The organism is Azospirillum humicireducens (assembly GCF_001639105.2).
GTDB lineage: Bacteria > Pseudomonadota > Alphaproteobacteria > Azospirillales > Azospirillaceae > Azospirillum > Azospirillum humicireducens.
The window spans coordinates 635,084-657,948 of the sequence record NZ_CP028902.1 but is presented as its reverse complement, the minus strand read 5'-3'; the positions used below and the strand labels follow the sequence as shown (position 1 = coordinate 657,948).

At 70.1% G+C, this 22,865-nt stretch carries 22 protein-coding genes and 1 pseudogene; 10 read left to right on the top strand and 13 right to left on the bottom strand.

The annotated features are described in order from the left end of the window. Positions 1-586, top strand: a pseudogene (locus tag A6A40_RS31450) (iron-containing alcohol dehydrogenase); the annotation flags it as partial. 76 nt (positions 587-662) lie between these two features. Here the strand turns inward: A6A40_RS31450 and A6A40_RS17545 are convergent. The 7 genes from A6A40_RS17545 to A6A40_RS17515 form a co-directional block, all read right to left on the bottom strand. Then, positions 663-1,430 (bottom strand): amino acid ABC transporter ATP-binding protein, encoded by a 768-nt coding sequence (locus tag A6A40_RS17545; RefSeq protein WP_108547179.1) that lies wholly within the window; start codon positions 1,428-1,430, stop codon positions 663-665. Further along, positions 1,427-2,107 (bottom strand): amino acid ABC transporter permease, encoded by a 681-nt coding sequence (locus A6A40_RS17540; protein ID WP_108547178.1) that lies wholly within the window; start codon positions 2,105-2,107, stop codon positions 1,427-1,429. The genes A6A40_RS17545 and A6A40_RS17540 overlap by 4 nt, the downstream gene beginning before the upstream one ends. Positions 2,108-2,201: 94 nt before the next feature. Continuing rightward, positions 2,202-2,975, bottom strand: coding sequence for an amino acid ABC transporter substrate-binding protein (locus A6A40_RS17535; protein WP_108547177.1), 774 nt, complete (start codon positions 2,973-2,975; stop codon positions 2,202-2,204). A 237-nt stretch (positions 2,976-3,212) separates the two neighbouring features. Next, positions 3,213-4,601: an ABC transporter ATP-binding protein gene (locus A6A40_RS17530; RefSeq protein ID WP_108547176.1), complete on the bottom strand. Its 1,389-nt coding sequence runs from the start codon at positions 4,599-4,601 to the stop codon at positions 3,213-3,215. After that, positions 4,598-5,392, bottom strand: coding sequence for an ABC transporter permease (locus tag A6A40_RS17525; RefSeq protein WP_418208616.1), 795 nt, complete (start codon positions 5,390-5,392; stop codon positions 4,598-4,600). Before A6A40_RS17525 ends, A6A40_RS17530 begins: the two co-directional genes overlap by 4 nt. Further along, complete coding sequence (locus A6A40_RS17520; protein ID WP_108547175.1) at positions 5,389-6,327, bottom strand: ABC transporter permease; 939 nt, start codon at positions 6,325-6,327, stop codon at positions 5,389-5,391. Before A6A40_RS17520 ends, A6A40_RS17525 begins: the two co-directional genes overlap by 4 nt. A gap of 8 nt (positions 6,328-6,335) precedes the next feature. Continuing rightward, positions 6,336-7,856, bottom strand: a complete 1,521-nt coding sequence (locus tag A6A40_RS17515) for an ABC transporter substrate-binding protein (RefSeq protein ID WP_108547174.1) — start codon at positions 7,854-7,856, stop codon at positions 6,336-6,338. 352 nt (positions 7,857-8,208) lie between these two features. Here A6A40_RS17515 and A6A40_RS17510 point away from each other — a divergent pair, with 352 nt between their 5' ends. The 9 genes from A6A40_RS17510 to A6A40_RS17470 all read left to right on the top strand — a co-directional run bounded on the left by A6A40_RS17510 (position 8,209) and on the right by A6A40_RS17470 (position 17,751). Beyond that, positions 8,209-9,168, top strand: coding sequence for a ChuX/HutX family heme-like substrate-binding protein (locus A6A40_RS17510; RefSeq protein ID WP_108547173.1), 960 nt, complete (start codon positions 8,209-8,211; stop codon positions 9,166-9,168). 16 nt (positions 9,169-9,184) lie between these two features. Further along, entirely contained in the window at positions 9,185-10,066 is an 882-nt protein-coding gene (locus A6A40_RS17505; RefSeq protein ID WP_236783854.1) for a heme/hemin ABC transporter substrate-binding protein, read from the top strand. Next, a complete protein-coding gene (locus A6A40_RS17500; RefSeq protein WP_108547171.1) occupies positions 10,063-11,148 on the top strand; it encodes a FecCD family ABC transporter permease in 1,086 nt (361 codons plus the stop codon). The genes A6A40_RS17505 and A6A40_RS17500 overlap by 4 nt, the downstream gene beginning before the upstream one ends. Positions 11,149-11,159: 11 nt before the next feature. Then, positions 11,160-11,993 carry an ATP-binding cassette domain-containing protein gene (locus tag A6A40_RS17495; protein WP_236783853.1) on the top strand — a complete coding sequence of 278 codons (834 nt, stop codon included), beginning with the start codon at positions 11,160-11,162 and terminating at the stop codon, positions 11,991-11,993. Positions 11,994-12,020: 27 nt separating this feature from the next. Then, entirely contained in the window at positions 12,021-12,692 is a 672-nt protein-coding gene (locus A6A40_RS17490) for a response regulator transcription factor (protein ID WP_108547169.1), read from the top strand. Further along, a complete protein-coding gene (locus tag A6A40_RS17485; RefSeq protein WP_108547168.1) occupies positions 12,679-14,124 on the top strand; it encodes a sensor histidine kinase in 1,446 nt (481 codons plus the stop codon). The genes A6A40_RS17490 and A6A40_RS17485 overlap by 14 nt, the downstream gene beginning before the upstream one ends. 109 nt (positions 14,125-14,233) lie before the next feature. Continuing rightward, a complete protein-coding gene (gene hutX / locus A6A40_RS17480) occupies positions 14,234-14,776 on the top strand; it encodes a heme utilization cystosolic carrier protein HutX (protein ID WP_174718528.1) in 543 nt (180 codons plus the stop codon). 306 nt (positions 14,777-15,082) lie between these two features. Continuing rightward, complete coding sequence (locus tag A6A40_RS17475) at positions 15,083-17,398, top strand: TonB-dependent hemoglobin/transferrin/lactoferrin family receptor (protein ID WP_108547167.1); 2,316 nt, start codon at positions 15,083-15,085, stop codon at positions 17,396-17,398. Between the two features lie 119 nt (positions 17,399-17,517). Next, the gene (locus A6A40_RS17470; RefSeq protein WP_108547166.1) at positions 17,518-17,751 is read left to right on the top strand and encodes a hypothetical protein; all 234 of its coding nucleotides are present in this window, start codon (positions 17,518-17,520) and stop codon (positions 17,749-17,751) included. Positions 17,752-17,816: 65 nt separating this feature from the next. Here the strand turns inward: A6A40_RS17470 and A6A40_RS17465 are convergent, their stop codons facing one another. Genes A6A40_RS17465 through A6A40_RS17440 form a run of 6 tightly spaced genes read right to left on the bottom strand, consistent with a single transcriptional unit; the run spans position 17,817 to position 22,577 of the window. Then, a complete protein-coding gene (locus tag A6A40_RS17465; protein ID WP_108547165.1) occupies positions 17,817-18,164 on the bottom strand; it encodes a RidA family protein in 348 nt (115 codons plus the stop codon). Between the two features lie 45 nt (positions 18,165-18,209). Then, positions 18,210-18,557, bottom strand: a complete 348-nt coding sequence (locus tag A6A40_RS17460; RefSeq protein ID WP_108547164.1) for a RidA family protein — start codon at positions 18,555-18,557, stop codon at positions 18,210-18,212. A 20-nt stretch (positions 18,558-18,577) separates the two neighbouring features. Then, on the bottom strand, positions 18,578-19,705 hold the full coding sequence (locus tag A6A40_RS17455; RefSeq protein ID WP_108547163.1) for an NAD(P)/FAD-dependent oxidoreductase: 1,128 nt from the start codon (positions 19,703-19,705) through the stop codon (positions 18,578-18,580). A 13-nt stretch (positions 19,706-19,718) separates the two neighbouring features. Beyond that, positions 19,719-21,164 (bottom strand): FAD/NAD(P)-dependent oxidoreductase, encoded by a 1,446-nt coding sequence (locus A6A40_RS17450; RefSeq protein ID WP_108547162.1) that lies wholly within the window; start codon positions 21,162-21,164, stop codon positions 19,719-19,721. Continuing rightward, the gene (locus A6A40_RS17445) at positions 21,161-21,463 is read right to left on the bottom strand and encodes a (2Fe-2S)-binding protein (protein ID WP_108547161.1); all 303 of its coding nucleotides are present in this window, start codon (positions 21,461-21,463) and stop codon (positions 21,161-21,163) included. The genes A6A40_RS17450 and A6A40_RS17445 overlap by 4 nt, the downstream gene beginning before the upstream one ends. Then, positions 21,444-22,577, bottom strand: a complete 1,134-nt coding sequence (locus A6A40_RS17440; protein WP_108547160.1) for an NAD(P)/FAD-dependent oxidoreductase — start codon at positions 22,575-22,577, stop codon at positions 21,444-21,446. The genes A6A40_RS17445 and A6A40_RS17440 overlap by 20 nt, the downstream gene beginning before the upstream one ends. Between the last annotated feature and the right edge of the window lie 288 nt (positions 22,578-22,865).

Here is a 22,865-nt window from a genome sequence, read left to right as displayed (position 1 = left end):
GAAGGACCCGAAGGCGCGGGAGCTGGTTCACAACGCGGCGACGCTGGCCGGCATCGCCTTTGCCAACGCCTTCCTCGGCGTCTGCCATTCGATGGCGCACAAGCTGGGGGCGGAGTTCCACATTCCGCACGGCATCGCCAACGCCCTGCTGATCGCCAACGTGATCCGCTACAACGCGGCGGACATCCCGACCAAGCAGACGGCGTTCAGCCAGTATGACCGGCCCAAGGGCGTGGCGCGCTATGCGCAGATCGCCCGCCATCTGGATCTCGGCGGCAGCCGCGACCATGAGCGGGTCGAGAAGCTGATCGGCTGGGTCGAGGAGTTGAAGCAGGCTTTGGAGATCCCGGCCTCGATCCAGGCGGCAGGCGTGCCGGAGGCGGCGTTCCTGGCGCGGGTCGATGCGATTGCCGAGGCGGCCTTCGACGACCAGTGCACCGGCGCCAACCCGCGCTATCCGCTGGTCGCCGAAATCAGGCAACTGCTGCTCGACAGCTACTATGGACGCGCCTATGCCGAGCCGGAAAGCGATATCAGCCCGGCGGTGCTGAGCGTGGTCGGCGCCACGAAGTCGGCTGCCGAATAAAGCGCAACCTTGCATGACCGTCTGGGGCCGTCGGGTCGGGGTGGCAACCCCGTGCCCGGCGGCCTCCACCGTGTTTTCAGACCCCTTCGCCCTGCTGCCCCTGCTGGGTCAGGGTGGCGATGAAGCGCTGGGTGCGTTCGCGCGCCGGGCGGGTGAACAGCTCGCGCGAGGGGCCGGTCTCCACCACCTCGCCGCCGTCGAGGAACACCACCTCATGGGCTATGCGCGAGGCGAGGCGCAGGTCATGGGTGGCCATCACCATGGTGGTGCCCTCCGCCGCCAGCGTGCCCAGCACCTCCACCACCTCGCCCGACAGTTCGGGGTCGAGTGCGGAGGTCGGCTCGTCGCACAGAAGCACGCGGGGCGACGGGGCCAGCGCGCGGGCAATGGCGACGCGCTGCTGCTGGCCGCCCGACAGGGTCGCCGGCCACGCATCGGCCTTGTGGGCCATGCCGACCTTGTGCAGCAGGGCCATCGCGCGCTCCCGCGCCTTCTCATCCGGCCATTTCTGCACGGTCACCAGCCCTTCCATCACATTCTCCACCGCCGTGCGGTGGGGAAAGAGCTGGAAGTTCTGGAACACCATCCCGGTCTGGCCGCGCAGCCGCTGGATGTCCTTCCATCCGGGCTTGCCGCCGGGCTGGAAGGCCAGCTCCTCCTCGCCGATGCGCACGGTTCCTGCGGTCGGGATTTCCAGCAGGTTGATGCAGCGCAGCAGCGTGCTCTTGCCGCCGCCTGACGGTCCGATCAGCGCGGTGACGCGCCCTTCCGCCACCGTCACGCTCACGCCCTTCAGCACGGTCAACTCGCCGAAGCGCTTTTCGATGTTCGACAGCCGGATCACGACTTCGCCTCCAGGAAACCGCCATACTGCCCGAACCGCCGTTCCAGCCGGACCTGAAGCGCCGACAGGATGGAGCTCAGCGCCAGATAGATCAGCGCCACTTCAACATAGAGGATCAACGGCTCGTAGCTGGTGGCGACGATGCGCTGCGCCGCCTGGAACAGCTCCGGCACCGTGATGGCGGCGGCGAGCGAGGTGTCCTTGACCAGCGAGATGAAGGTGTTGGACAGCGGCGGCACCGCGACGCGGGCGGCCTGCGGCAGGATGGTGCGGCGCATCGCCTGCGACCAGCTCATGCCGATGGAATAGGCGGCCTCCCACTGGCCCTTCGGCACCGATCCGATGACGGCGCGGATGATCTCCGAGGTATAGGCGCCGACATTCAGCGTGAAGCCGATCAGCGCCGCCGGAAAGGCGTCCAGCACGATTCCGACACTGGGCAGGCCGTAGAAGATCAGGAACAGCTGCACCAGCAGCGGCGTGCCGCGGATGATCCAGACATAGAAGCGGACGGCGGCGGCCAGCGGCGCCGGCCCGAACAGCCGGACCACCGCCGCCACCAGCCCGACCGTCAGGCCCAGCGCGAAGGAGGCCAGCGTCAGCGGCACGGTGAAGACCAGCGCCGCCCACAGCAGCGACGGAAGCGAGTCCGCCATCAGGGTAAGCCAGTGCAGCAAGGGGGAAGGTGCCTCTCGTGGTGAAGGAACGACAATGCCCCCGGCCCGGACGGGGCAGGGGGCATTGGGGACGGTCCGGATCTTGGCCCGGCCGTTACTTGGAAACGTCGGCGCCGAAATACTTCTGCGAGATCGTCCCGTAAGTGCCGTCGGCCTTCATGGCGATCAGCGCTTCGTTGATGGCGGCGACCAGCTTGGCCTCGCCCTTGCGGACGATGATGCCGGACTGGTCGGCATTGTCGCGTGTTGCCGCGATCTTCACGTTCGCGTTCGGCTTCTGCTTCTTGAAGTCGAGGAAGGACAGGCTGTCGTTCACCGTCGCCTCTGCCCGGCCGTTCAGGACCAGCTGGATGGACTGGTCGAAACCGTCGGTGGCGACCAGCTGCGCACCCGACGCCTCGGCCAGCTTGCCGAAGTTGCTGGTCAGCGACTGCGCCGACTTCCTGCCCTTCAGGTCGTCGAAGCTCTTGATGGCGTCATTGTCGCCGCGGACGATCAGCACGGCGCGGCTGGTGATGTAGGGGTCGGAGAAGTCGTACTTGGCCTTGCGCGCCTCGGTGATGCCGACCTGATTGATCACGGCGTCGTAGCGGCGGGCATCCAGGCCGGCGATCAGCCCGTCCCACTTGCCTTCCAGGAATTCCGCCTTCACGCCGATCCGCTTGGCGACCTCGCGGCCGATCTCGACGTCGAAGCCGACCAGCGCGCCCGACGCGTCATGATAGGTGAAGGGGGCATAGGTGCCCTCGGTGCCGATCTTCATCACGCCGTCGGCCTTGATGCGGTCGAGGTCGCCCTGGGCCTCGGCGGCGGAGACGGCGGCGACCTGCAGGAGGCCGGCGACGAGAAGCGATTTCAGCCAATTCATCGGTTGATGCCCGGTGTTTATGGAATGGGTATTGGGTTGGTCCGCCACCTCGGGGCGCTCTCCGGCGCTGGGCGGTTCCCGTCACGCTACAGGAAAGAATATTCCCTAACAAGGGAATCCAATACCTATTTAGCACATATCAACTGTGCTTTGTGCGTACTGCAAATGGATCGGCATGGGAAATCGCCTCCCCGCCGCCGGCAGCATGACCGGCGGCGGGGAGGCGACGCCACGCCGTCAGGCCAGCGCGATCCGCCGGTCGGCCGTCCGGTCGAGAAGCCCGGCGTCATGGCTGACCAGCAGGACGGCGCAGCCGCGGTCGCGCGCGATGCCGGTCAGCAGCGCCACCGTCTCCTGCTGGGTGACGAGGTCGAGGCGGGAGGTCGGCTCGTCGGCGAACAGGAACACCGGGTCGAGCAGCAGTACCCGCAACAGGGCAAGCCGCTGCAGCTCGCCGCCGGACACCTCGCGCGGGCGGCGGTCGAGCAGGGTGGGGGATAGCCGCAGCCGGTCCATCAGCCGCTCCACTTGGCTCCAGTCCAGCCGGTGCAGCCGGATCAGATCGGTCAGCGCCTGCCGCAGGCTGGCATGGGGCGGGAAGGCCGCTGGCGGGTCCTGGTAGAGCTTCTGGAAGCGGTGCCGCCCGATCCCCGGCTTGCGCCACACCGATCCGCGGTCCGGCGCGACGAGGCCGAGCAGCAGGCCGCCCAGCGTGCTCTTGCCGCAGCCGCTGGGTCCGCCGACGCCGACGATCTCGCCGGCCCGGATCTCCAGGTCGAGCCCGTCGAACAGCGCTTTCCCGCCGCGCGCCTTGGCCAGCCCCTCCGCCCGCAGCACCAGATCGCCTGCCGGCTGGTGCGGCAGCTTCGGCCAGGAGGAAGGCTCCGCCGCCAGCAGGTCGCGGGCATAGGCGCTGCGCGGCGCCCGCAGCACCTCCTCGGCCGGACCCTGTTCCACCACCTCGCCCTCGCGCATCACAATCACGTCGCCGCCCAGCTGGCGGGCGACCGCAACATCGTGGGTGATGGTCAGCAGGCCACCGCCCTCCTCGACCTCGCGGAGAAGGAGGGCGACCGCGTCGTCGCGGCGGTCGGCGTCCAGCCCCTTGGTCGGCTCGTCGGCGATGACGATGCGGGCCCGGCCGGCGCGGGCGGCGGCGAAGGCGACGCGCTGGGCCATGCCGCCCGACAGCTCGCCGGGCAGCTTGCCGAAGGCCTCGGCCAGCCCGAGATGCGCCAGATCCGCCCATGCCGCCGCGTCGGCATCCGCCGCCGTCCGGCCGGCGACGAGGCGGTGCGTCTCCGCCACCTGGGCGCCGGCCCGCATGGTCGGATCCAGCGCCAGCCAGGGTTCCTGCGGCAGCAGGCCGATGGTCCGGCCCCACAGCGCCCGGCGCTCGGCCATCGGCAGGGCCAGCAGGTCGCGGCCGTCCAGCAGGACGCGGCCGGCGGCGCTCAGCCCGTCCGGCAGCACGCCCATGATGGCCTGGGCCAACAGGCTCTTGCCCGATCCCGTCTGTCCCAGGATGGTCAGCGGGCGCCCGGCCCGCAGCGTCAGGCCGATCGGCTGCAGGATGGCGCCGTTCGAGACGACTGTAAGCTCCTCGACGCTCAGCAGAACGGTCATGGCTTGCGGCTCCCCGCCAGCAGGTTGAGGGACAGGACCAGCAGGAAGACGGCCAGGATCGGCTGCAGCAGCACCCACGGCGCCTCGTCGTAATAGGGCAGCAGCTCCGTCATCATCAGCCCCAGCTCCGCCGTCGGTGGGCGCACCCCGACGCTGACGAAGCCGAGAGCGGCGATGGCCAGGATCGCGGTGGCGGCGCCGAAGGCCGCCAGGGTCAGCACCACCGGCGCGATCTCCGGCCACAGATGGCGGCGCAGGATATAGGCGGGGCCGAAGCCCAGCAGCCGCGACGCCTCGATCTGCGGCGAGCCGGCCAGCGTCCGGGTGGTGGCGCGCACCACGCGGAAATACTCCACCCACAAAACCAGCGCGATCCCGACATAGAGCGTCCACAGGGTGCCCGGCGCCAGCGCCGTCAGCAGCAGGACCAGCAGAAGCCCCGGCAAGGCCAGCACCGTGTCGGCGAGAACGCCCAGGCCCCGGTCCACCCAGCCGCCGCGCCAGCCCGCCGCGATGCCCAGCAGCACCCCCGGCACAGCGGCCGACAGCACCCCCAACAGGGCGAGGCTCAGCGACAGCCGCAGCGCCGCAGCCAGCCGCGCCAGCATGCTGCGGCCGAGATGGTCGGTGCCCAGCGGCTCGGCCCAGGACGGGGCGGCGAGGATGGCGGTCAGGTTTTGCCGGTTGGGATCGGCGCCGGCCAGCAGCGGAACCGCCCAGGCGAAGGCGGCGACCGCCGCCAGGACGGCCAGTCCGGTCATGCGGCGGCCGTTGAGAAGGCTGTCCCTCATGCCTGCGCCCTCCGCGGATCGATGGCGGCGCAGGCGAGATCCACCAGCCCGTTCAGCAGGACGAAGGTCAGCCCCATCACCAGCGCGGTGCCCTGGATCATCGGCACGTCGCGGGCGATGACGGCATGGACCAGCGCATGCCCGATGCCCGGCCAGGCGAACAGCGTCTCGACCACCACGACCCCCTCGATCAGATAGACCAGCTGCACCCCCTGATAGGCCAGGACCGGCACGCCGATGTTGCGCAGCCCGTGGCGCAGGAAGGCCGCCCGTTCCGGCAGGCCCTTGGTCCGGGCGAAGGCGTAGTAGGGGGAGCGGACGACCGCCAGCGTGGCGTCGCGCGTGACCCGGCTCGACACCGCGGCCATCCCCAGCGCCAGCGTCAGCGCCGGCAGCAGCCCATGCGCCGCGCTGTCGTGCCCGGCCACCGGCAGGGCGCCCAGCCCGACCGCCACCAGCAGGATCAGCAGGATGCCGACCACGAACTGCGGCACCGCCCGCAGCGCCGTCGCCAGCACCAGCGACGCCCGGTCCACCAGCCCGCCCGGACGCAGCCCGGCCAGGATGCCGAGAGGCAGCCCGAGCAGGGTCGACAACAGGATGGCCGTCAGCGCCAGCCTGGCGGAGTGGCCGAGCTGGTGGGCGATCTCCTCGACCACCGGATCGCCGCTGACCAGCGAGTCGCCGAGGTCGAAGCGCAGCAGGTCCCACAGCCAATGGCCCAGCGCCATCGCCGCCGGACGGTCGAGGCCCAGCTCGGCCCGCACGGCCTCTGCGGCCGCGGCCGTGACATGGTCGTAGCCGTAGCGGCCGGCGGCGATGCGGAAGGCCATGTCGCCCGGCAGCATGCCGGTCAGCAGGAAGGTCAGAACTCCCACCGCCAGCGCGACCAGCACCGCCTGCAGCAGCCGGTGCCCGACCGCCTTCACGATCATGGAATGCCTCACGGTGCCCACCGCAGGCTGGAGATGCGGTAGCTGCGCTCGAACGGGTCGATGGTGAAGCCTTCGACGCGCTTGGACACGGCGGCGGTCTGCTGATACCGGGCGACCGGGATCACCGGCAGTCCGGCCTGCAGCAGCGTGACGGCCTGCCGGCGCAGCTCCGCCCGGCGCGCCGGGTCGGTGGCGTCGCGCAGTTCGGCCAGCACCGCCGCCATGCGCGGCTCGGTCCAGCCCATGGCGCCCCAATCGCCGCCCTCCGGTCCGAAATCCTCCAGCAGGGTCGCCAGCGGGTCGGGGATGAGGGCGAAGTTGCGCGCCATCAGGGCCAGTTCCAGGGTGCCGTCGCGGTGGCCCGCCGGGACGTCGCTGGAATTGCCGATGGAGACGCGCAGGTCGATGCCGGCGGCGCGTGCCTGATCCTGGATGGCGGTGGCGATCAGCGGCAGTTCCGGCCGGTCGGGGAAGGTGCGCAGGGTCAGGCGGAAGGGCTGGCCGCCGCGTTCCAGAATGCCGTCGGCCCCCTTGGTCCAGCCCAGTTCGGCCAGCAGCGCCGATGCCCGCGCAATGTCGCGGCCCAGCGGCGGCAACCCTGCGACATGCCACTCCGGCAGGCTCGGCGGCAGCAGCTGTCCGGCTGCGGCGTCGGGCGTGCGCAGGATGGCGGCGGCGATGCCGGCGCGGTCGATGGTCAGGCTCAATGCCTCCCGCGCGCGGACGTCCTGCAGGAAGGGGTGCCCGGCATTCACCTTCAGCGCCACGGTGCGCGGGATCGGCACCGCATGGACCTGGAGCTTGCGGTTGCCGCGCAGCCGCTTCTGGCTGGCCGGGTCGAGGGTGAAGACGATGTCGGCGTCGCCGCTCTCCGCCATCAGCGCGCGGGTCTCGCCCCGCCCGGCGGCCAGGAAGCCGATCCGCTCCACCGCCGGCTTGGCCCCCCAATAGTCGGGGAAGCGGGCGGCGACGAGGCGCTGCGGCGGCTCCAGCCGTTCGATGCGGTAGGGGCCGGTGCCGATCACCTGCGTCACCTGCCCGTTTTCCGCGTAGGCGGCCGGGGCCAGGATCAGGGTGGAGTTGTGGGCGAGTGTGGCCGGCAGCGGTCCGAAGGGCTCGCTGAGACGGATGACGATCTCCCCGCCGTCCGCGTCGATGGCGGCGACCGGCGCCTGCTTGAGCGGACCGGGCTTGCCCAGCGCATGGCGCAGGCTCGCCGCCGCCGCCTCGGCGGTCATGGGCGTGCCGTCATGGAAGCGCACGCCGTCGCGCAGGCGGAAACGCCAGGTCAGCCGGTCGTCCGAAACGGTCCAGGATGCCGCCAGTGCCGGGCGGGGCTGTCCGCTGTCGTCGGCGTCGAGCAGCGTCTCGGCCACCTCCAGGCGGGTGAAGACATAGCCGGACTTCGACGGATCGGTGCTGCCGATCTCCCACGGCGCCACGATGCTCAGGGTGCGGTCCAGAGCGGAAGCGGCGCTTGGCGCCAGCGCGAAAGCCGCGATGGCACCGATGCCGAGTGCGCCGAGCATTCGGCGGCAAATAGCGTGTCCTGACACGATTCCTTGGTCCTTCAACTGGTTGGCCGGAGACGGCGTTCAGCCGCCGTCTCCACCGATCAGGGGCTTATAGTAATGTTATAACGTGACATATAGCCCGGTTGCGAACGGCTTGCATTCCGAAATCGGCAGAGTCGCGACAGGTGGGTGGCGACGGCTGTGATGGAGACCCTGACCGGAAGCGCAATCTCGCCCCTCCCGTTCCCGGCAATCCGGAATTAATGCGGGTTAATGAACCCCGCCTTGTCATTGATAATGACTATCATAATCATCTGGGAAACGTCACCACCCGGCACAGCACCAGCCATTCCCGAGGATTTTCCCGATGCCCGACACCTCCCTGCCCACCATCGAGGCGCCCACCGTCACCGCCGGCGCGACCGGCCTCCTGCGGCTCGAGGTCGACTGGCCGACGGTCCTGCCGCGGCTGGACGCTCTTGGACCGGTCCGGGTCGTCACCGCCAACAGCGCCATCATCCACGAGAAGACCGGCCGGTTCGGCAATGTGTCCGGCAACGGTCACGCCATCATCGTGTTGAACCGCGACGTCGACCTGCGGATCTTCCCGCGTCACTGGCGCCGGACCGCCTATGATCCGGCTGCCGGAGCCATCCTGGTCCAGGATGCGGCCGGGCGCCCGGTCCATGCCATCCATCGTACCGCCGACACCGACGCCGCGGCCTGGGACGCCTTCCTGGCCGAGCACCGGACCGATGGCGACGTGGCCGCCGGCCTCGACAGCGGCGAACCCCCGGTCGAGGCCGTCGCCACCGTCCCGGCCGACATCGACGTCGCCGGCCTGCGCGCCGCCTGGGCGGCGATGGCCGACGTCCACGAGTTCCATGGGATGCTGAAGCGGTTCGGCGTCGCCCGCCTCGACGCCATGCGGCTGGCGGGCGGCGAGTTCGCCCGCGAAATCCCGCTGGCGGCGGTGACCGGCCTGCTAGACTCCGCACGCGACGACCGGATGGAGATCATGATCTTCGTCGGCAATGCCGGCTGCATCCAGATCCACACCGGCACCATCGCCACGCTGCGGACGGACGGGGCCGTGCTCGGCATCGACGATCCCGCCTTCCGCCTGCGCTGCGACCTGGCCCGCCTGTCCAGCGCCTGGGTGGTGTTCAAGCCGACCGACAAGGGCGGCATCACCACCGTCGAGCTCTACAACGCGCAAGGGGAGAACTGCGCGATCCTCTGCGGCCAGCGCGACGAGGACAAGCCGGAACGGACGGAATGGCGCGCGTTGGCCCGGTCGATGCCCGACCTGCCGGGCGTCGCCTGAGTTGCGGGAGCCGACGATGACCCGCACAGCCCCCCGCCGCCTGCTGGCCGCCCTCGCCTTCGGTGCCGCCGTTTGTCTGGGCGCACCGGTCGCCGGGGCGGCGGAAATGCGCCTCGTGACCATCGGGGCGCCGGTGACGGAGCTTGCCTTCGCACTCGGAGCCGGCGATGCGGTGGTCGGGCGCGACACGGTCAGCCGCCAGCCGGCCGCCGCCTCGGCGAAGCCCGATGTCGGCTATATGCGCACCCTGTCGGCGGAGGGGCTGATGTCGCTCGCCCCCACCCATGTGCTGGCGGTCGAGGGGGCCGGGCCGCAGACCGCCTTCGACCAGCTGCGCGCCATGGGCGTGACGGTGGAGATGGTGCCGGAAGTCTCCAACCCGGCCGGGCTGACCGCCAAGATCGCCGCCGTCGCCCGCGCCCTGGGCCGCGAGGAGGAGGGCCGTCGCCTCGCCGCCGATGTGGGCGGGCGGCTGTCCGCCCTGTCGGCCGAGGCGCAGCAGGCCGCCGGTTCCGGCAAGGCGGGCGCGCGCATCCTCTGTCTGGTCGGCGGCGGTCCCGGCGGAATGATGGCGGCCGGACGCGGCACGGTGCCGGATGCCCTGATCGCGCTGGCCGGCGGGCGAAACGCCATCGACAGCGACCGCGACTTCCCGCCATTGTCGGCCGAAGCCGCCCTGGCCGCCGAGCCGCAGATCCTGCTGGTCAGCCGCGCGCTGGTGGAGCGGTCGGGCGGGCTCGACGGCCTGCTCTCCCTGCCGCAGCTGGCGATGACCCCGGCGGCGCGCGACCGTCGCGTCGTCCAGATCGACGGCGCGCTTCTGGTCGGGCTGGGTCCGCGCACGCCGGAAGCAGTCGAGGCGCTGCTGCGCGCCCAAACCGGAAAGGGCGGGCCATGAGCATCGGCATGTCCATCGCCGGCGTAGCCCCGGCCCGCCGCCCCCGCCTCGGGCCCGCCCTGGGGCTGCTGGGTGCCGCGCTGACGGTTGCGGTGCTGATCGCCCTGTCGACCGGTAGCATCGCCCTGCCGCTGGACCGGGTGCTGTCGCATCTGGCGCAGGCGGTCGGCCTGCCGGGCGAGCCGCTGGGCGCCCGCGACGCCGCCGTCCTTTACACCCTGCGCCTGCCGCGCATCGTGCTGGCGGCGGCGGTCGGCGTCACGCTGGGCGTCGCCGGCGCCTCGCTGCAGGCGATCTTCCGCAACCCGCTGGCCGATCCCGGACTGGTCGGGGTGTCGAGCGGCGCGGCGTTGGCCGGGTCGGTCACCATGATGCTGGGCGTTGCCGGGCTGGGGCTGTCGCGCAGCGGCCTGTCGCTGTCCACCCTGCTGCCGGCGACCGCCTTCCTGGGCGCGCTGGTCGCGACGATCCTGATCCTGGCGCTGGCGCGGCGCGACGGGCGCTGTTCGGCTACCGACATGCTGCTGGCCGGCATGGCCGTCAATGCCCTGGGCGCCGCCGGCATCGGCCTGTGCAGCTATCTGGGCGACGATCAGGCGTTGCGGCAGATGACCTTCTGGATGATGGGCGGCTTCGGCGGCGCCGCCTGGACGCACATCGGGCCGGCCCTGGTCCTGATGCTGGCCGCCACTGCCGGCCTGCTCGCCAATGCCCGCCGGCTCGACCTCTATGCGTTGGGCGAGCGCGACGCCTTCCTGCTCGGGCTGGAGCCGCATCGTTTCGCCGTGCGCACCGTCCTGCTGGTGGCGCTGGGGGTGGGGGCGGCGGTCGCCGTCTCCGGCCTGATCGGCTTCGTCGGGCTGGTGGTGCCGCACATGATCCGGCTCTGGCTGGGGCCGGTCCACCGCCGGCTGCTGCCGGCCACCGCCCTGGCGGCGGCGACCCTGCTGGTGCTCGCCGACACCACCGCCCGCAGCATCGCCGCCCCGGCCGACGTGCCGGTCGGGCTGCTGCTGGGCGCCGTCGGCGCGCCCGTCTTCCTGTGGCTGCTGCGCGTCCGCGGCGGACGTTCGTTCGGGTGAGGAACCCCATCTTGCTGCAAGCCGATCAAGTGTCCTTCGCCGTGGGCGGCCGCCGGCTGGTCGACGGCGTGACCGTCCATCTGGTTCCCGGCCGGCTGCTGGCCATCCTCGGCCCCAACGGCGCCGGCAAATCGACCCTGCTGGCCCTGCTGTCCGGCGAACGCCGGCCGACCGGCGGCGCCGTCCGGCTCGACGGCCGGGATCTGCGCGAGCTGCCGCCGCGGCTTCTCGCCCGCCGCCGGGCGCTGGTCGGCCAGCATCCAGCCGCCGGTTTCGCCTTCTCGGTGGAGGAGGCGATCATGCTGGCGGTCGAAACCGCCCCCTGCAGCGCCGGCGAGCGGCGGCGGCTGATCGCCGACAGCCTGCGGGCCGCCGATGCCGAGGGGGTGCGCGACCGCCTGCTGCCCCAGTTGTCGGGTGGCGAGAGCCAGCGGGTCGCCTTCGCCCGCGCGCTGGCCCAGCTTGCCGCCGGAGCGCTCCACCGCGACGGACCGGACGGCTCACCCTGTCTGCTGCTCGACGAACCGACCGCCAGCCTGGATCCGGCACACCAGCATCACCTGCTGCGGGCGGCGCGGGCCTGGATGGAGCGGACCGGCGGCGCCTGCGCCGTGGTGCTGCACGACATGACGCTGGCCGCCCGCTATTGCGACGACGCGCTGGTGCTGGCCGACGGGCGGGAGGCGTGGAGCGGCCCGATGTCCGCCCTGCCGGTTCCGGTTCTGGAACGGGTCTTCGCCACCCGCTTCGTCCGGATGCCGGCGCCGGACGGACAGGGGGCCGTCTTTGCCACGACAGGGCAGCCGCCATCCGGGCTGGACAGCCGTTTTGCGACTGATTATTAATATCATTTTTTACGAAGGGAGGAGGCGTTGCGCGTTCTGGTCGTCGAGGACGATGCGGCCGTCAGCTATTGGATCGGGGCCAAGCTCAACGGCTCCGGCCATTCCTGCCGCTTCTCCGGCGACGGCGAGGAGGCGCTGCGCCTGCTGGCGGAAGAGGCGTTCGACGTCGTCGTGCTCGACCGCATGCTGCCGAAGCTCGACGGGATGGAGGTGCTGAAGCGGCTGAACGGCACGCGCCATCCGCCGGTGCTGGTGCTGTCGGCGCTGGACGAGACCTCCGACAGGGTGGCCGGGCTGCGCGCCGGGGCCGACGACTATCTTGGCAAACCCTTCGACTTCGCCGAACTGCTGGTGCGGCTGGAGCATCTGTCCCGCCGCCACGGGCAGGCGATGGCGGCTCCCGGCGACCTGCTGTCCGTCGGCGATCTGGTGATGGACGTGGTCCAGCGACGGGTGACGCGGCAGGGCGTGCCCATCGAGCTGACCGACAAGGAATTCCGCCTGCTGCACATCCTGATGAGCAACCCCGGCCAGACGGTGACGCGGACCATGCTGCTGGAAAAGGCGTGGGGCTACGGCTTCAACCCGCCGACCAATCTGGTGGAGGTGCATGTCTTCAAGCTGCGCAGCAAGATCGACAAGGATTTCGATCCGCCCCTGCTGCGCACCGTGCGGGCCATCGGCTATGCGCTTGGTTGAGCGGCTTCCCGCCCGCATCCGCCCGCTGCTCGACACCCGCAGCTTTCGCCAGACCATGACCATCGGTGCGGTCTTCGTCGTCGTCACCTCGGGTGCGGTGCTGTGGAGCCGCAGCCTGCTGACCGATCTGGTCAAGGACCATGTGGTCGAGCTGCTGGAACGCGACACCGCGACCCAGCGCCAGCTTGGGCGGTTCGGCGACTCCCCCGATCTGGCCGCCGACCTGCGCCGTCGCGAGCAGTTCGAAACGGAGACGGCGCGCAAGCGGTTGGTGCTGGATGCCTCGGGACGGCTGCTCTACGGCGACGACGCGACGGCGGCCCGGCTGCTGGACGTGCTGAACTGCGATCCCGCGCGTCTCGCCTCCTGCCCCACCGGGCTGGTCGAACGCCGCGGCAAGGACGCCACCGACGGCTGGAAGATGCAGGCTCTGGTGGTGGCGCTGCCCGATGGCGGACGCTTCATCAACGCCTACGACATCCAGCCGATGCTGAGCCAGATGCGGGCGGTGCCGCTGGCGGCCGGTGTCGGCGTGCTGCTGTTCCTGCTGACCAGCCTGACCTTCGGCGTCTATTTCAGCTCCGGCACCCTGCGCCGGGTCGGTGCGATGAGCGAGGCGCTCGCCGCCTATGCCGGGGGCGACCGCAACCGCCGGATCGACGTCGGCCGCACCGACGACGAGTTCGCCGGCCTCGGCCGCGAGATCAACCGCACGCTCGACCGCGTCAACCGGCTGGTGGAGGAGGTGTCGAGCGTGTCCAGCAGCATCGCGCACGAGCTGCGAACGCCGTTGACCCACCTGCACAACCGGCTGGCCGGCATCGCCGAGGAGTGCGCCGACCCCGAGATCCGCCGCGCGCTGGAGGACGGCATCGAGGAGACCCTGCGCATCCAGCAGCTGTTCCGCGCCATCATGCGGCTGGGCGAGATCGAAACCGCCCGCTGCAGCCTGAGCATGGAGCCGCTGGACGCCGAAGCGTTGCTGGAGGAGATCCGCGAATCCTACCTGCCGCTGGCCGACGACGCGGGCGTCACGCTGTCCGTCGCGGTCGAACCGGGGTTGCGCATCCGCGGCGACCGCAGCCTGCTGTTCCAGGCCGTTGCCAACCTCGTGGACAATGCCCTGAAATATGCGGCAGACGGGCAGGAAATCCGGCTGTCGGCCGGCATCCGCGACGGCTGGGAGGAGCTGTGCGTCGCCGACCGCGGACCGGGGCTCGCCCCCGGCCAGCGGGCGCTGGCGGTCCAGCGCTTCTTCCGGCTCAATCCGCAGAATGGGGTGCCGGGCTATGGGCTCGGCCTGTCCATCGTGGGCGCCATCGCCACCCTGCATGGCGGCGGGCTGCTGCTGGAGGACAATGCGCCAGGGCTCCGCGTCACCATCCGTCTCGGCCGCCACGCCCAGATGGACCGGACACCCCCGCCACATTAAGCGGCGTTAAGGGAAGCGCGGTTGAGCTTAAACGCGACTGCGAATTATTCTCATAGATATCACCGGACAGACACCTGTCCCCCTCCGTCCTGCCCATTCGGAACCCGCCATGACCGCACAGCACACCCCCGCCGCCAGCCAGGATGCAGCATTGGAGTCCCTGCGTGCCCGGCTTCTCGCCGAACCCGGCGGGGTGCTGGAGGCGGTGGCTGCGGAGACTGGCGTCAGCCTGCGTACCGTCGTCGATTGCCTGCCGGAGGCCATGCGTGGCTTCGCCCCCGGTTCGGCGGCGGAAGCGGCGATGACCGACATCGCCGGCTGGGGGCCGATCACCTTCCTGGTGCACAGCGCCGATCTGGTCCTGGAATGCAAGGGACCGCTTCCGCTCGGCCAGTTCGGGCGCGGCTTTTACAATCTGGCCGGCGGCAGCCCGATCGGCGGCCATATCCGGCTTGGCCGCTGCGCCGACCTCGCCTTCGTCCGCCGTCCCTTCATGGGCAGCGGCGACAGCTGCGCCGTGATCTTCTTCAACGGCGACGGCGAGGCGATGTTCAAGATCTTCGTCGGCCGCGACGAGAAGCGCCAGCTTCTGGCCGATCAGGTGGAGCGCTTCCTGGCCCTGCGCGACCGGCTCTGCCTGTCAGCGGCATGAGAGCTTCTGAGTGATTGTGGACCTCACTCGGCCGTCATCCCCGCGGAGGCGGGGATCCAGTCTAACCCATTGATTTCGCTTGGGAAACACTGGATCCCCGCCTGTGCGGGGATGACACTCGACGAGGGATGTCCTTGGCTTCGAGCGTCATCAAATCCTTAAGTTGGCGCCTATGCGCCTTCGTGGGAATGACGGCCGACTTGCCCGTTCTGCGCCTAGTAGTTGAGAATAATAATCAATAGCAAAACTGACATCATCGTGCCGGCCGGGTCCGGCGTGACCCCAAAAAAGCGAGGAGAGACAGAGATGACCGCAACCCCCAGCATTTCGAGGCGGATCGCAGGGCCTGGACGGTTGCGCCGGGCGCTGTGGCTGTCGGCGTCGGCGCTGACCCTGGCCGGCGCCGGTGCCGCGCTCGCCCAGACGGTGGGACAGACGGCGACGCAGACGGCGGCAGCCCCGCAGGCGGGCCAGCCGGCAACCGTGCTCGACGCCGTGACCGTCTATGGCGAACGCGGGCAGCGGCGGCTGGACGAGGCGACCTCCACAATCTCCGTGATCGGGGAGGAACAGATCGAGACGCGCGGCCTGCACCGCCTGCAGGACCTGACGCGCTACGAGCCGGGGGTGACGGTCAGCAATTCGCCGGCCCGCGCCGGTGCCGGCGGCTTCGCCATCCGCGGCATCACCGACAACCGCGTGCTGATGCTGATCGACGGCACCCGCCTGCCGGAAACGCCGAAATCGGCCGGTCCGTCCGCCGGCTACAGCCGCGACGCGGTTGACCTCGATTCCCTCAAGCAGGTGGAGATCGTGCGCGGTCCGTCCTCCGCCCTCTACGGGTCGGATGCGCTGGGCGGCGTGGTCGGCTACGTCACCAAGGATCCGGCCGATTACCTCTATCCCGGCAAGGATTTCTACGCCTCGCTGAAGGGGGCCTACGACAGCGTCGACAGCTCCTTCTCCGAAACCGGCACCGCGGCGATGCGCGCCGGCGAGTTCTCGATGCTCGGCATCTTCACCCGTCGAGACGGCGAGGAGTACAAGTCCAAGGACAAGAGCTTCCGCAACCCGCAGGACTATCAGGTCAACAACGCGCTGGCCAAGCTGGTGTGGGAACGCGGCCCCGACAAGGTGACGCTGACCGGCGAGTATTTCCACCGCGACACCGACACCACCCTGCGCAACGACGTCGGCACCGCCGCCAGCTACATCTTCTCGACCGTCCCGTCGCGCACCACCCGCGGAACCGTCGCCGATTCCGTCAGCGATGACGAGGCGACGCGCTGGCGCATCGGGCTGGAGCATTCGCACGACGCCCCCATCGGCTTCATCGACCATATCGACTGGCGGCTCTACGCCACCGGCTACGACCATCAGGAAAACCGCACCCGCACCACCGGCGTTACCACCTCCACCAACACGCTGTTCCCGGCGCGCTCCACCCTGCGCGAAGAGACCAACAACGAATCCGAACAGCGGATCTTCGGCGGCGCGGTCAACATGCGCACCGACGCCAACTGGTTCGGGCTGCCCAACCGCCTCTCCTACGGCTTCAGCGTCGATCACATCCGCACCGAGCGCATGCGCGACGTGACGCTGACCAACACGGCGACCGGCGCCTCCGCCAAGAGCTACAACGGCGACACCTATCCCAGCCGCACCTTCCCCAACACCAGCACGCTGATGCTGGGCGGCTATCTGCAGGACGAGATCACCATCGACCGGCTGCGTCTGGTGCCGGCCCTGCGCCTCGACTATTACCGGATGAACCCGGAGCTGGACGCGGCCTATCTCGCCTCCAACCCGTCCTCCACCCCGTCGAAGCTGGACAAGCTGGCGCTGTCGCCGAAGTTCGGCGCCACCTACGAGCTGACCCGCGAATATTCGCTGTTCGGCCAGTATGCCCACGGTTTCCGCGCGCCGCCCTATGACGATGCCAACCTGGGCTTCTCCAACCCGACCTACGGCTACGAGGTGCTGCCCAACGCCAGCCTGAAGCCGGAGACCAGCAACGGCGTCGAGGCCGGTTTCCGCGCCAAATACGCCGACGGCTCCAGCTTCCAGGTCTCCAGCTACTACAACCGCTACAGCAACTTCATCGCCCAGCGTGCGGTCGGCCGCAGCAGCAGCGGCCTGCTGCGCTACCAGTCGCAGAACATCTCGAAGGTCGAGATCTTCGGCGTCGAGGGCAAGGGGGAGTGGCGCTTCCAGCCGGGCTGGTCGCTGTTCGGCGCGGCGGCCTTCGCCCGCGGCTTCGACCTGGACGCCAAGACCGCCATCGACGAGGTGGCGCCGCTGACCCTGAATGCCGGCCTGTCCTATACCGCGCCGGACAATTTCTGGGGGGCGGAGGTGGTTGCCACCCACGCCTTCGCCAAGAAGGCCGACGATGTCAGCAGCTCCACCTATCTGAAGGCGCCGTCCTACACCACGGTCGACCTGTCGGCCTACCTGAACCCGACCGATCACCTGTCGCTCGGCGCCTCCGTCAAGAACCTGTTCAATCAGGAATACTACAACTACATCAACGTGGTGAGCGTCGCCGAGACCTCCGCCGACCGCCGCCGCTACCTGGAGGCCGGGCGCTCCTTCCTCGTCCACGCCACGGTCAAATGGTGATCCGGCCCGGGAACAGGCGTCACCGCTTTCCCAAGCGGGGCTGCACCATGGTTCAGGGCGCCTTTTCACGGATGATCGCGTAGGGTCGCTTGGAAGGAACCTTCCAAGGAGCGTCCCGGATGACCGATGCCGCCACGCCGATCCGGGAAACGGGTCTGCAGCCGCCCCCGCCTCCACCGCCCCCGGCCGCGCCGTCGCCGGTGGCCTGGAGCCCGTGGGTGGTGCGGCTGGTGATGCTGTCGACCGCCTTCCTCGTCCCCCAATTCCTGATCACGGTGCACAATTACCGTGCGCTGGAGGTGGGGGACACGCTGCTGCTGATCGCGCTGCTTCGCCCGACACCGAAACAGTAGGTCCGAAACAATGACGCCCCGCGCGTCGGGCACGGGGCGTCACAGCGTCACTCAGACGGCACCAATCAGACGGCGGCGGTGACGACCACTTCGATCAGGATTTCCGGCTTGCCGAGATCGGCGACGCCGATGGTGGCGCGGGCCGGCAGGTCGTTGCCGTCCAGCCAGGACAGCCACGCCTCGTTCATCTCGTCCTTCAGGCTCATGTTCGTGATGAACAGCTGGGCGGACAGCAGCTTGGTCTTGTCGCTGCCGGCCATCGCCAGCATCTGGTCGAGCTTGCCGCAGATCTGCGTGACCTGACCGCCCATGCCGACGCTGACGTCGTCGGCGATGATGCCGCCGAGATAGGCCGTGCCGTTGTTGACGACGACGCGGTGCATGATCTTGGTCTTCTCGATGCGCTTGATCACGGAAAACTGCTCCTTGGTTGTTTGAAAGGGGTGGAAGAAGGGCGGTCAAAGCCCCGCGACGACCACGATCTCGACCAGGATCGACGGGTCGGCCAAGCGGGCCTCCACCGTCGCGCGGGCGGGCGGGTTGGCCTTGTCGACCCAGGCGTCCCAGGCGGCGTTCATCTCGGGGAAGGTGGCGATGTCGGCGAGATAGACCGTGGCGGTCAGGAGGTTGCTCTTGGACGTGCCGGCCTCGGCCAGCAGGGCGTCGATCTGGCGCAGCACGTCGCGGGTCTGCGCCTCGACCGTGGTGGAGCCGTCATCGACGATCTGGCCGGCGAGATAGACGGTGTCCTTGTGGATGACCATGTCGCAGAGGCGCGGGGTCAGGTGGAAGCGCTGGATGGTCACGGGTTCGATGCTCCAAAGGGTCAGGCGGCGAAGCGGCCGATGCTGAAAGGGGCGATGGGCAGGTCGGTGGACCCGCCTGTGATCAGGTCGGCGGTGATGCGCCCGACAATAGGGCCAAGCTGGAAACCGTGCGCCGAGAATCCGAAGGAATGGTAGAGGTCCGGTTGGGTGCCGCTGGGGCCGATCACCGGGATCTGGTCCGGCATCCGCGCCTCGATCCCCGCCCAGGAGCGGACGATGGTGGCGCCGCGCATGCACGGGAACAGGTCCCACACCGTGCGGGCGTTCACCGACACCTGGGAGAAGTCCAGCTCCGTCCGGTTCTCGTCGCGCATCGCCCGGCCCAGCAGCCCGCCGCCGATCAGCACGGTTCCGTTGGGGAACTGCTTGAAGGACAGGGTGCGGCCAGTGGCGCCGACCACCGGCTTGATGAAGGGGGGGACGCGGGCGGTGATCATCAGCATGGGTGCGATGACCTCCAGCGGCACCGGCTCCCCCACCTGCGCGGCGATGCGGTCGGCCCAGGCACCGGCGGCGTTCACCACCACCGGGGCTTCGTAGACGCCACCGTCGGCGGTCTCGACGCTCCACAAATTGTTTTTACGGACCAGCCGCGTCACGGCGCCGCCTTCCTGGAAGCGGGCGCCGAGCGAGATGGCCTTGCGCCGGAAGGCGAAGGTGGTGCGGAAGGGGATCGCCGCCCCGTCACCGCGCGACACCAGCGCGCCGACGCAATGGTCGGCGATGGCCGGCACCAGCGCGCGCAGCTCGTCCTGGCCGACCACCTCCTCGTGGGTGAAGCCCAGCGCGGTCAGCTCGGCGACGCGGGCGTGCGAGGTCGCCAGCTCGGCCTCGCTCTCCGCCACCTTGATCTGGCCGTGGCTTTCGAAGCCGCAATCGTCGTCCACCAGATCCCGGATGCGGTGCCACAGCGCCATAGAGGCGACGGTCAGCGGCACCTCGGCGACATGGCGGCCGAGCTGGCGCACGCCGCCCGCATTGACGCCGGAGGCGTGGCGGGCGACATGATCCTTCTCCAGCACCAGCACGCGGACGCCGCGCATCGACAGGTGCAGCGCGGCCGAGCAGCCGTGCAGGCCGCCGCCGATGACGATGACATCAGGACGGGTGGAGACGGTCGCGGTCATCGGGCGCCTCCGGTCAGTGCTTGAACACGGCGTCGATGTCGGCGTCGGTCTTCGGCAAGGCCGCCAGCTCGGCCAGCGTGATCGGCTTCACCGGCGGGCGCAGCCGGTAATAGCCGACCTCCGCCGGGGAGACGCCGCGCTCCGCCGCGATGACCTCGGTCACCGTCGGGCCGCAGAGCCGGCCCTGGCACGGCCCCATGCCGCAGCGCAGGAAGCTCTTGGCCTGGTTGGGACCGGAGCAGCCGAGCCGCACCGCCTCGCGCACCGCACCGGCGGTGATCTCCTCGCAGCGGCAGACGATGGTGTCGTCGGCCGGTGCGCGGAAGGCTTCCGCCGGGGTGTAGAGCGTGTCGAGGAAGGCGCGGCCGGTCAGCGCGCGGTCGAGCGCGGCGCGATGGGGAGCCGCCAGCTGGTCGCGTTGCTCGCGCCCGATGCGGCCGAGCCGGTGCAGCGCGTCGAGCGCGGCCAGACGGCCGGCCTCTTCCGCCGCGCGGGCGCCGCCTATGCCGGCGCCGTCGCCGGCCAGCGACACGCCTTCGACCGAGGTGGCGCCCCACGCGTCGGTGGTCGGCCGCCAGCAGCGCTGTTGCTCGTCCCAGCGCTGGGCGCAGCCGGTGGCGTTGGCGAGGTTCAGGTTGGGGACGACACCGTGATGCAGCAGCAGCGTGTCGGCGGGCAGCCTATGCTCGGTGCCGTTGCGGGTGTAGGTGACGCTCTTGAGGGCGCCGTCGCCATCGGCGCGGAGTGCGGTGACGTTGCCGATGACGGTCAGCTTGCGCCGCACCTCCAGCATCAGCTTCATGCCCTTGGCCAAATAGGGCGAGCGCAGGAAACCGGGCAGCAGCGGCAGGGCGGCGCGCCAGTTCTGCTTCGGCGTTGTGTCGAGAATGGCATCGATCCGCGCGCCGGCCTGCAGGTATTGCCAGGCGAGTAGCCAGAGCAGCGGGCCGCTGCCCGCCATCACCGTGGCGCCCGACGGCACGAGGCCGGAGGTCTTCAGCAACACCTGCGCCGCACCGGCGCCCAGCACGCCCGGCAGGGTCCAGCCGGGGATCGGGAAGGGACGCTCCAGCGCGCCGGTCGCCAGGATGACGTGGCGCACGATCAGCATCGCCGCCGCACCGTTGCGTGACAGGCCGATCTGGATGCTTCGTTCCCCGTCCGGGCCGTCTTCGCGCGGGCGGGCGACGCTCCACACCGTGGCACCCGGCCAATGGGCGGCACCGCTGTCGCGCAGCGGTCCCAGCAGCTCGGCGCCGTGCCAGTAGTCGGGACCGAGCACCTTGCGGTCGCGCACCGGCGTCTCGGTGACGGCGCGGTAGATCTGGCCGCCCGGTTCCGCCTGCTCGTCGAGCAGGACCACCGACGCGCCTTTCGACGCGGCGAGGGCTGCGGCGGCGAGACCGGCGGGACCGGAGCCGACGACGGCGATGTCGAAGTCAAACTTGGGGGCGCTCATCGCTCCACCTCGCGCTTGCCGTTCTGGGTTTCCACCGCCATGCCGGGGGCGACGCGCACCTGACAGCCCTGGCGGTTGCCGGTCCCGTCGATGGTGACGAGGCAGTCGAAACAGACGCCCATCATGCAGTAGGGACCGCGCGCCGCGCCGCTGACGGGGGTGTTGCGGCAGGCGGTGATGCCGTTGGCCAGCAAGGCGGCGGCGACGCTGTCGCCGGCCCGTGCGTTGGCCGGACGGCCGTCGATGGTGAAGGCGACCGCTTCGGCCGCGGTTTCGATCTCAGGCAGCCTGCGGAACATGGAACCTCCGGGCGCTGAAGGGCGCAAATCGGTCGCCGAGGCCGCCGGCCGCGATCAGCGGCGCCAGCGTCAGCGCATGGTTGGCGGCAAGGGTGACGCCGCTGTGGCAGGTGGCGACGAAGGCGCCGGGGGCGGTCTGCGACTCCTCGTAGATCGGGAAGCCGTCCGGCGTCAGCACGCGCAGCGCCGCCCAGCTCCGCACCACGTTCAACTTGCCCAGCAGGGGGAAGAAGCGGATGGCGCGCTGGGCGATGGCCGAAGAAATGCCGGGCTGCAGCGTGGTGTCGAATCCCGCCTCCTCGAAGCTGTCGCCGATCATCACCCCGCCCTCGTCGGTCTGGCGGACATAGACGGTGGGATGGTGCAGGAAGGGGACGGTCTTCTCGGTGACGATGACATGGCCGCGCTGCGGGCGGACGGGGGCCGACAGCCCGACCATCGGCGCCAGCCGCGCGCTGTCATGGCCGGCGGCCAGCACGATCTTGCCGGCGCGGACCTCGCCGGCCGCTGTGGTCATGCGGAAGCCGCCGTCGCGATGCTCGATGCGCTCGACCCGGTGGTTGGGCCGGTAATCGACGCCCAGCAGGCCGATGCCCTTGTGCAGGGTGCGCAGCAGCCGCAGCGAGTTGCAATGGCCGTCCAGCGGGCAATAGGTGCCGCCGACCACGTCCGGCCCGATGAAGGGCAGCTCCTTGCGCAGCGTCTCGCGGTCCATCACCTCGTAGGGGTAACGGATCATGTCCGGCTGGTTGTGCAGCCGCATCATGGTGTTGGCGCGGGCCTGCAGATCCTCCTCCGACAGCATCGGCATGAAGCCGCCGGGGCGCCGGTAGGCGACGTCCAGCCCGGTCTGCTGGTAGAGCAGGTCGGCGAAGCCGCTCCAGTCGTCGGAGGACTGCTTGGTCCAGCCGGCATACTCCGCCATGCCGAGACCCTTGCCCTGCACCCAGACCAGGGCGAAGTTGCCGCGCGACGGGCGCACGGCGATGTCGCCCTCGTCCAGCATGGCGACCGTCTGGCCGGCACGGGCGAGGCCCCAGGCCAGCGCCGATCCGACCAGCCCGCCGCCGATCACGGCGACGTCGTATTCTCCGCCCCGACTGGGCTGCGTCATCGTCTCCACTCCCGCCGCCGCCGCACGGCGTCCATGTCCGTGCGCATCGGCCGCCGCCGTTGTCGTGATGCGCGCATCCGTCGGCCCGGCTCCCGCATGCGGTGCCGAATACTTCGCGATGCATCGCGTACTCTTCCGCAAAGCCCGTTCCGCGCCGGTTTTGCGCATGGATGGCTTGCGAACTGCAGGGTTTTCACGGGACCGACGCCGCGGGATGCTTCCCGGCAACGCACGGCCGCTCCTCGATCCTTGCGACAGCATCGGCAGCCAACTTATAACTGTCAAATC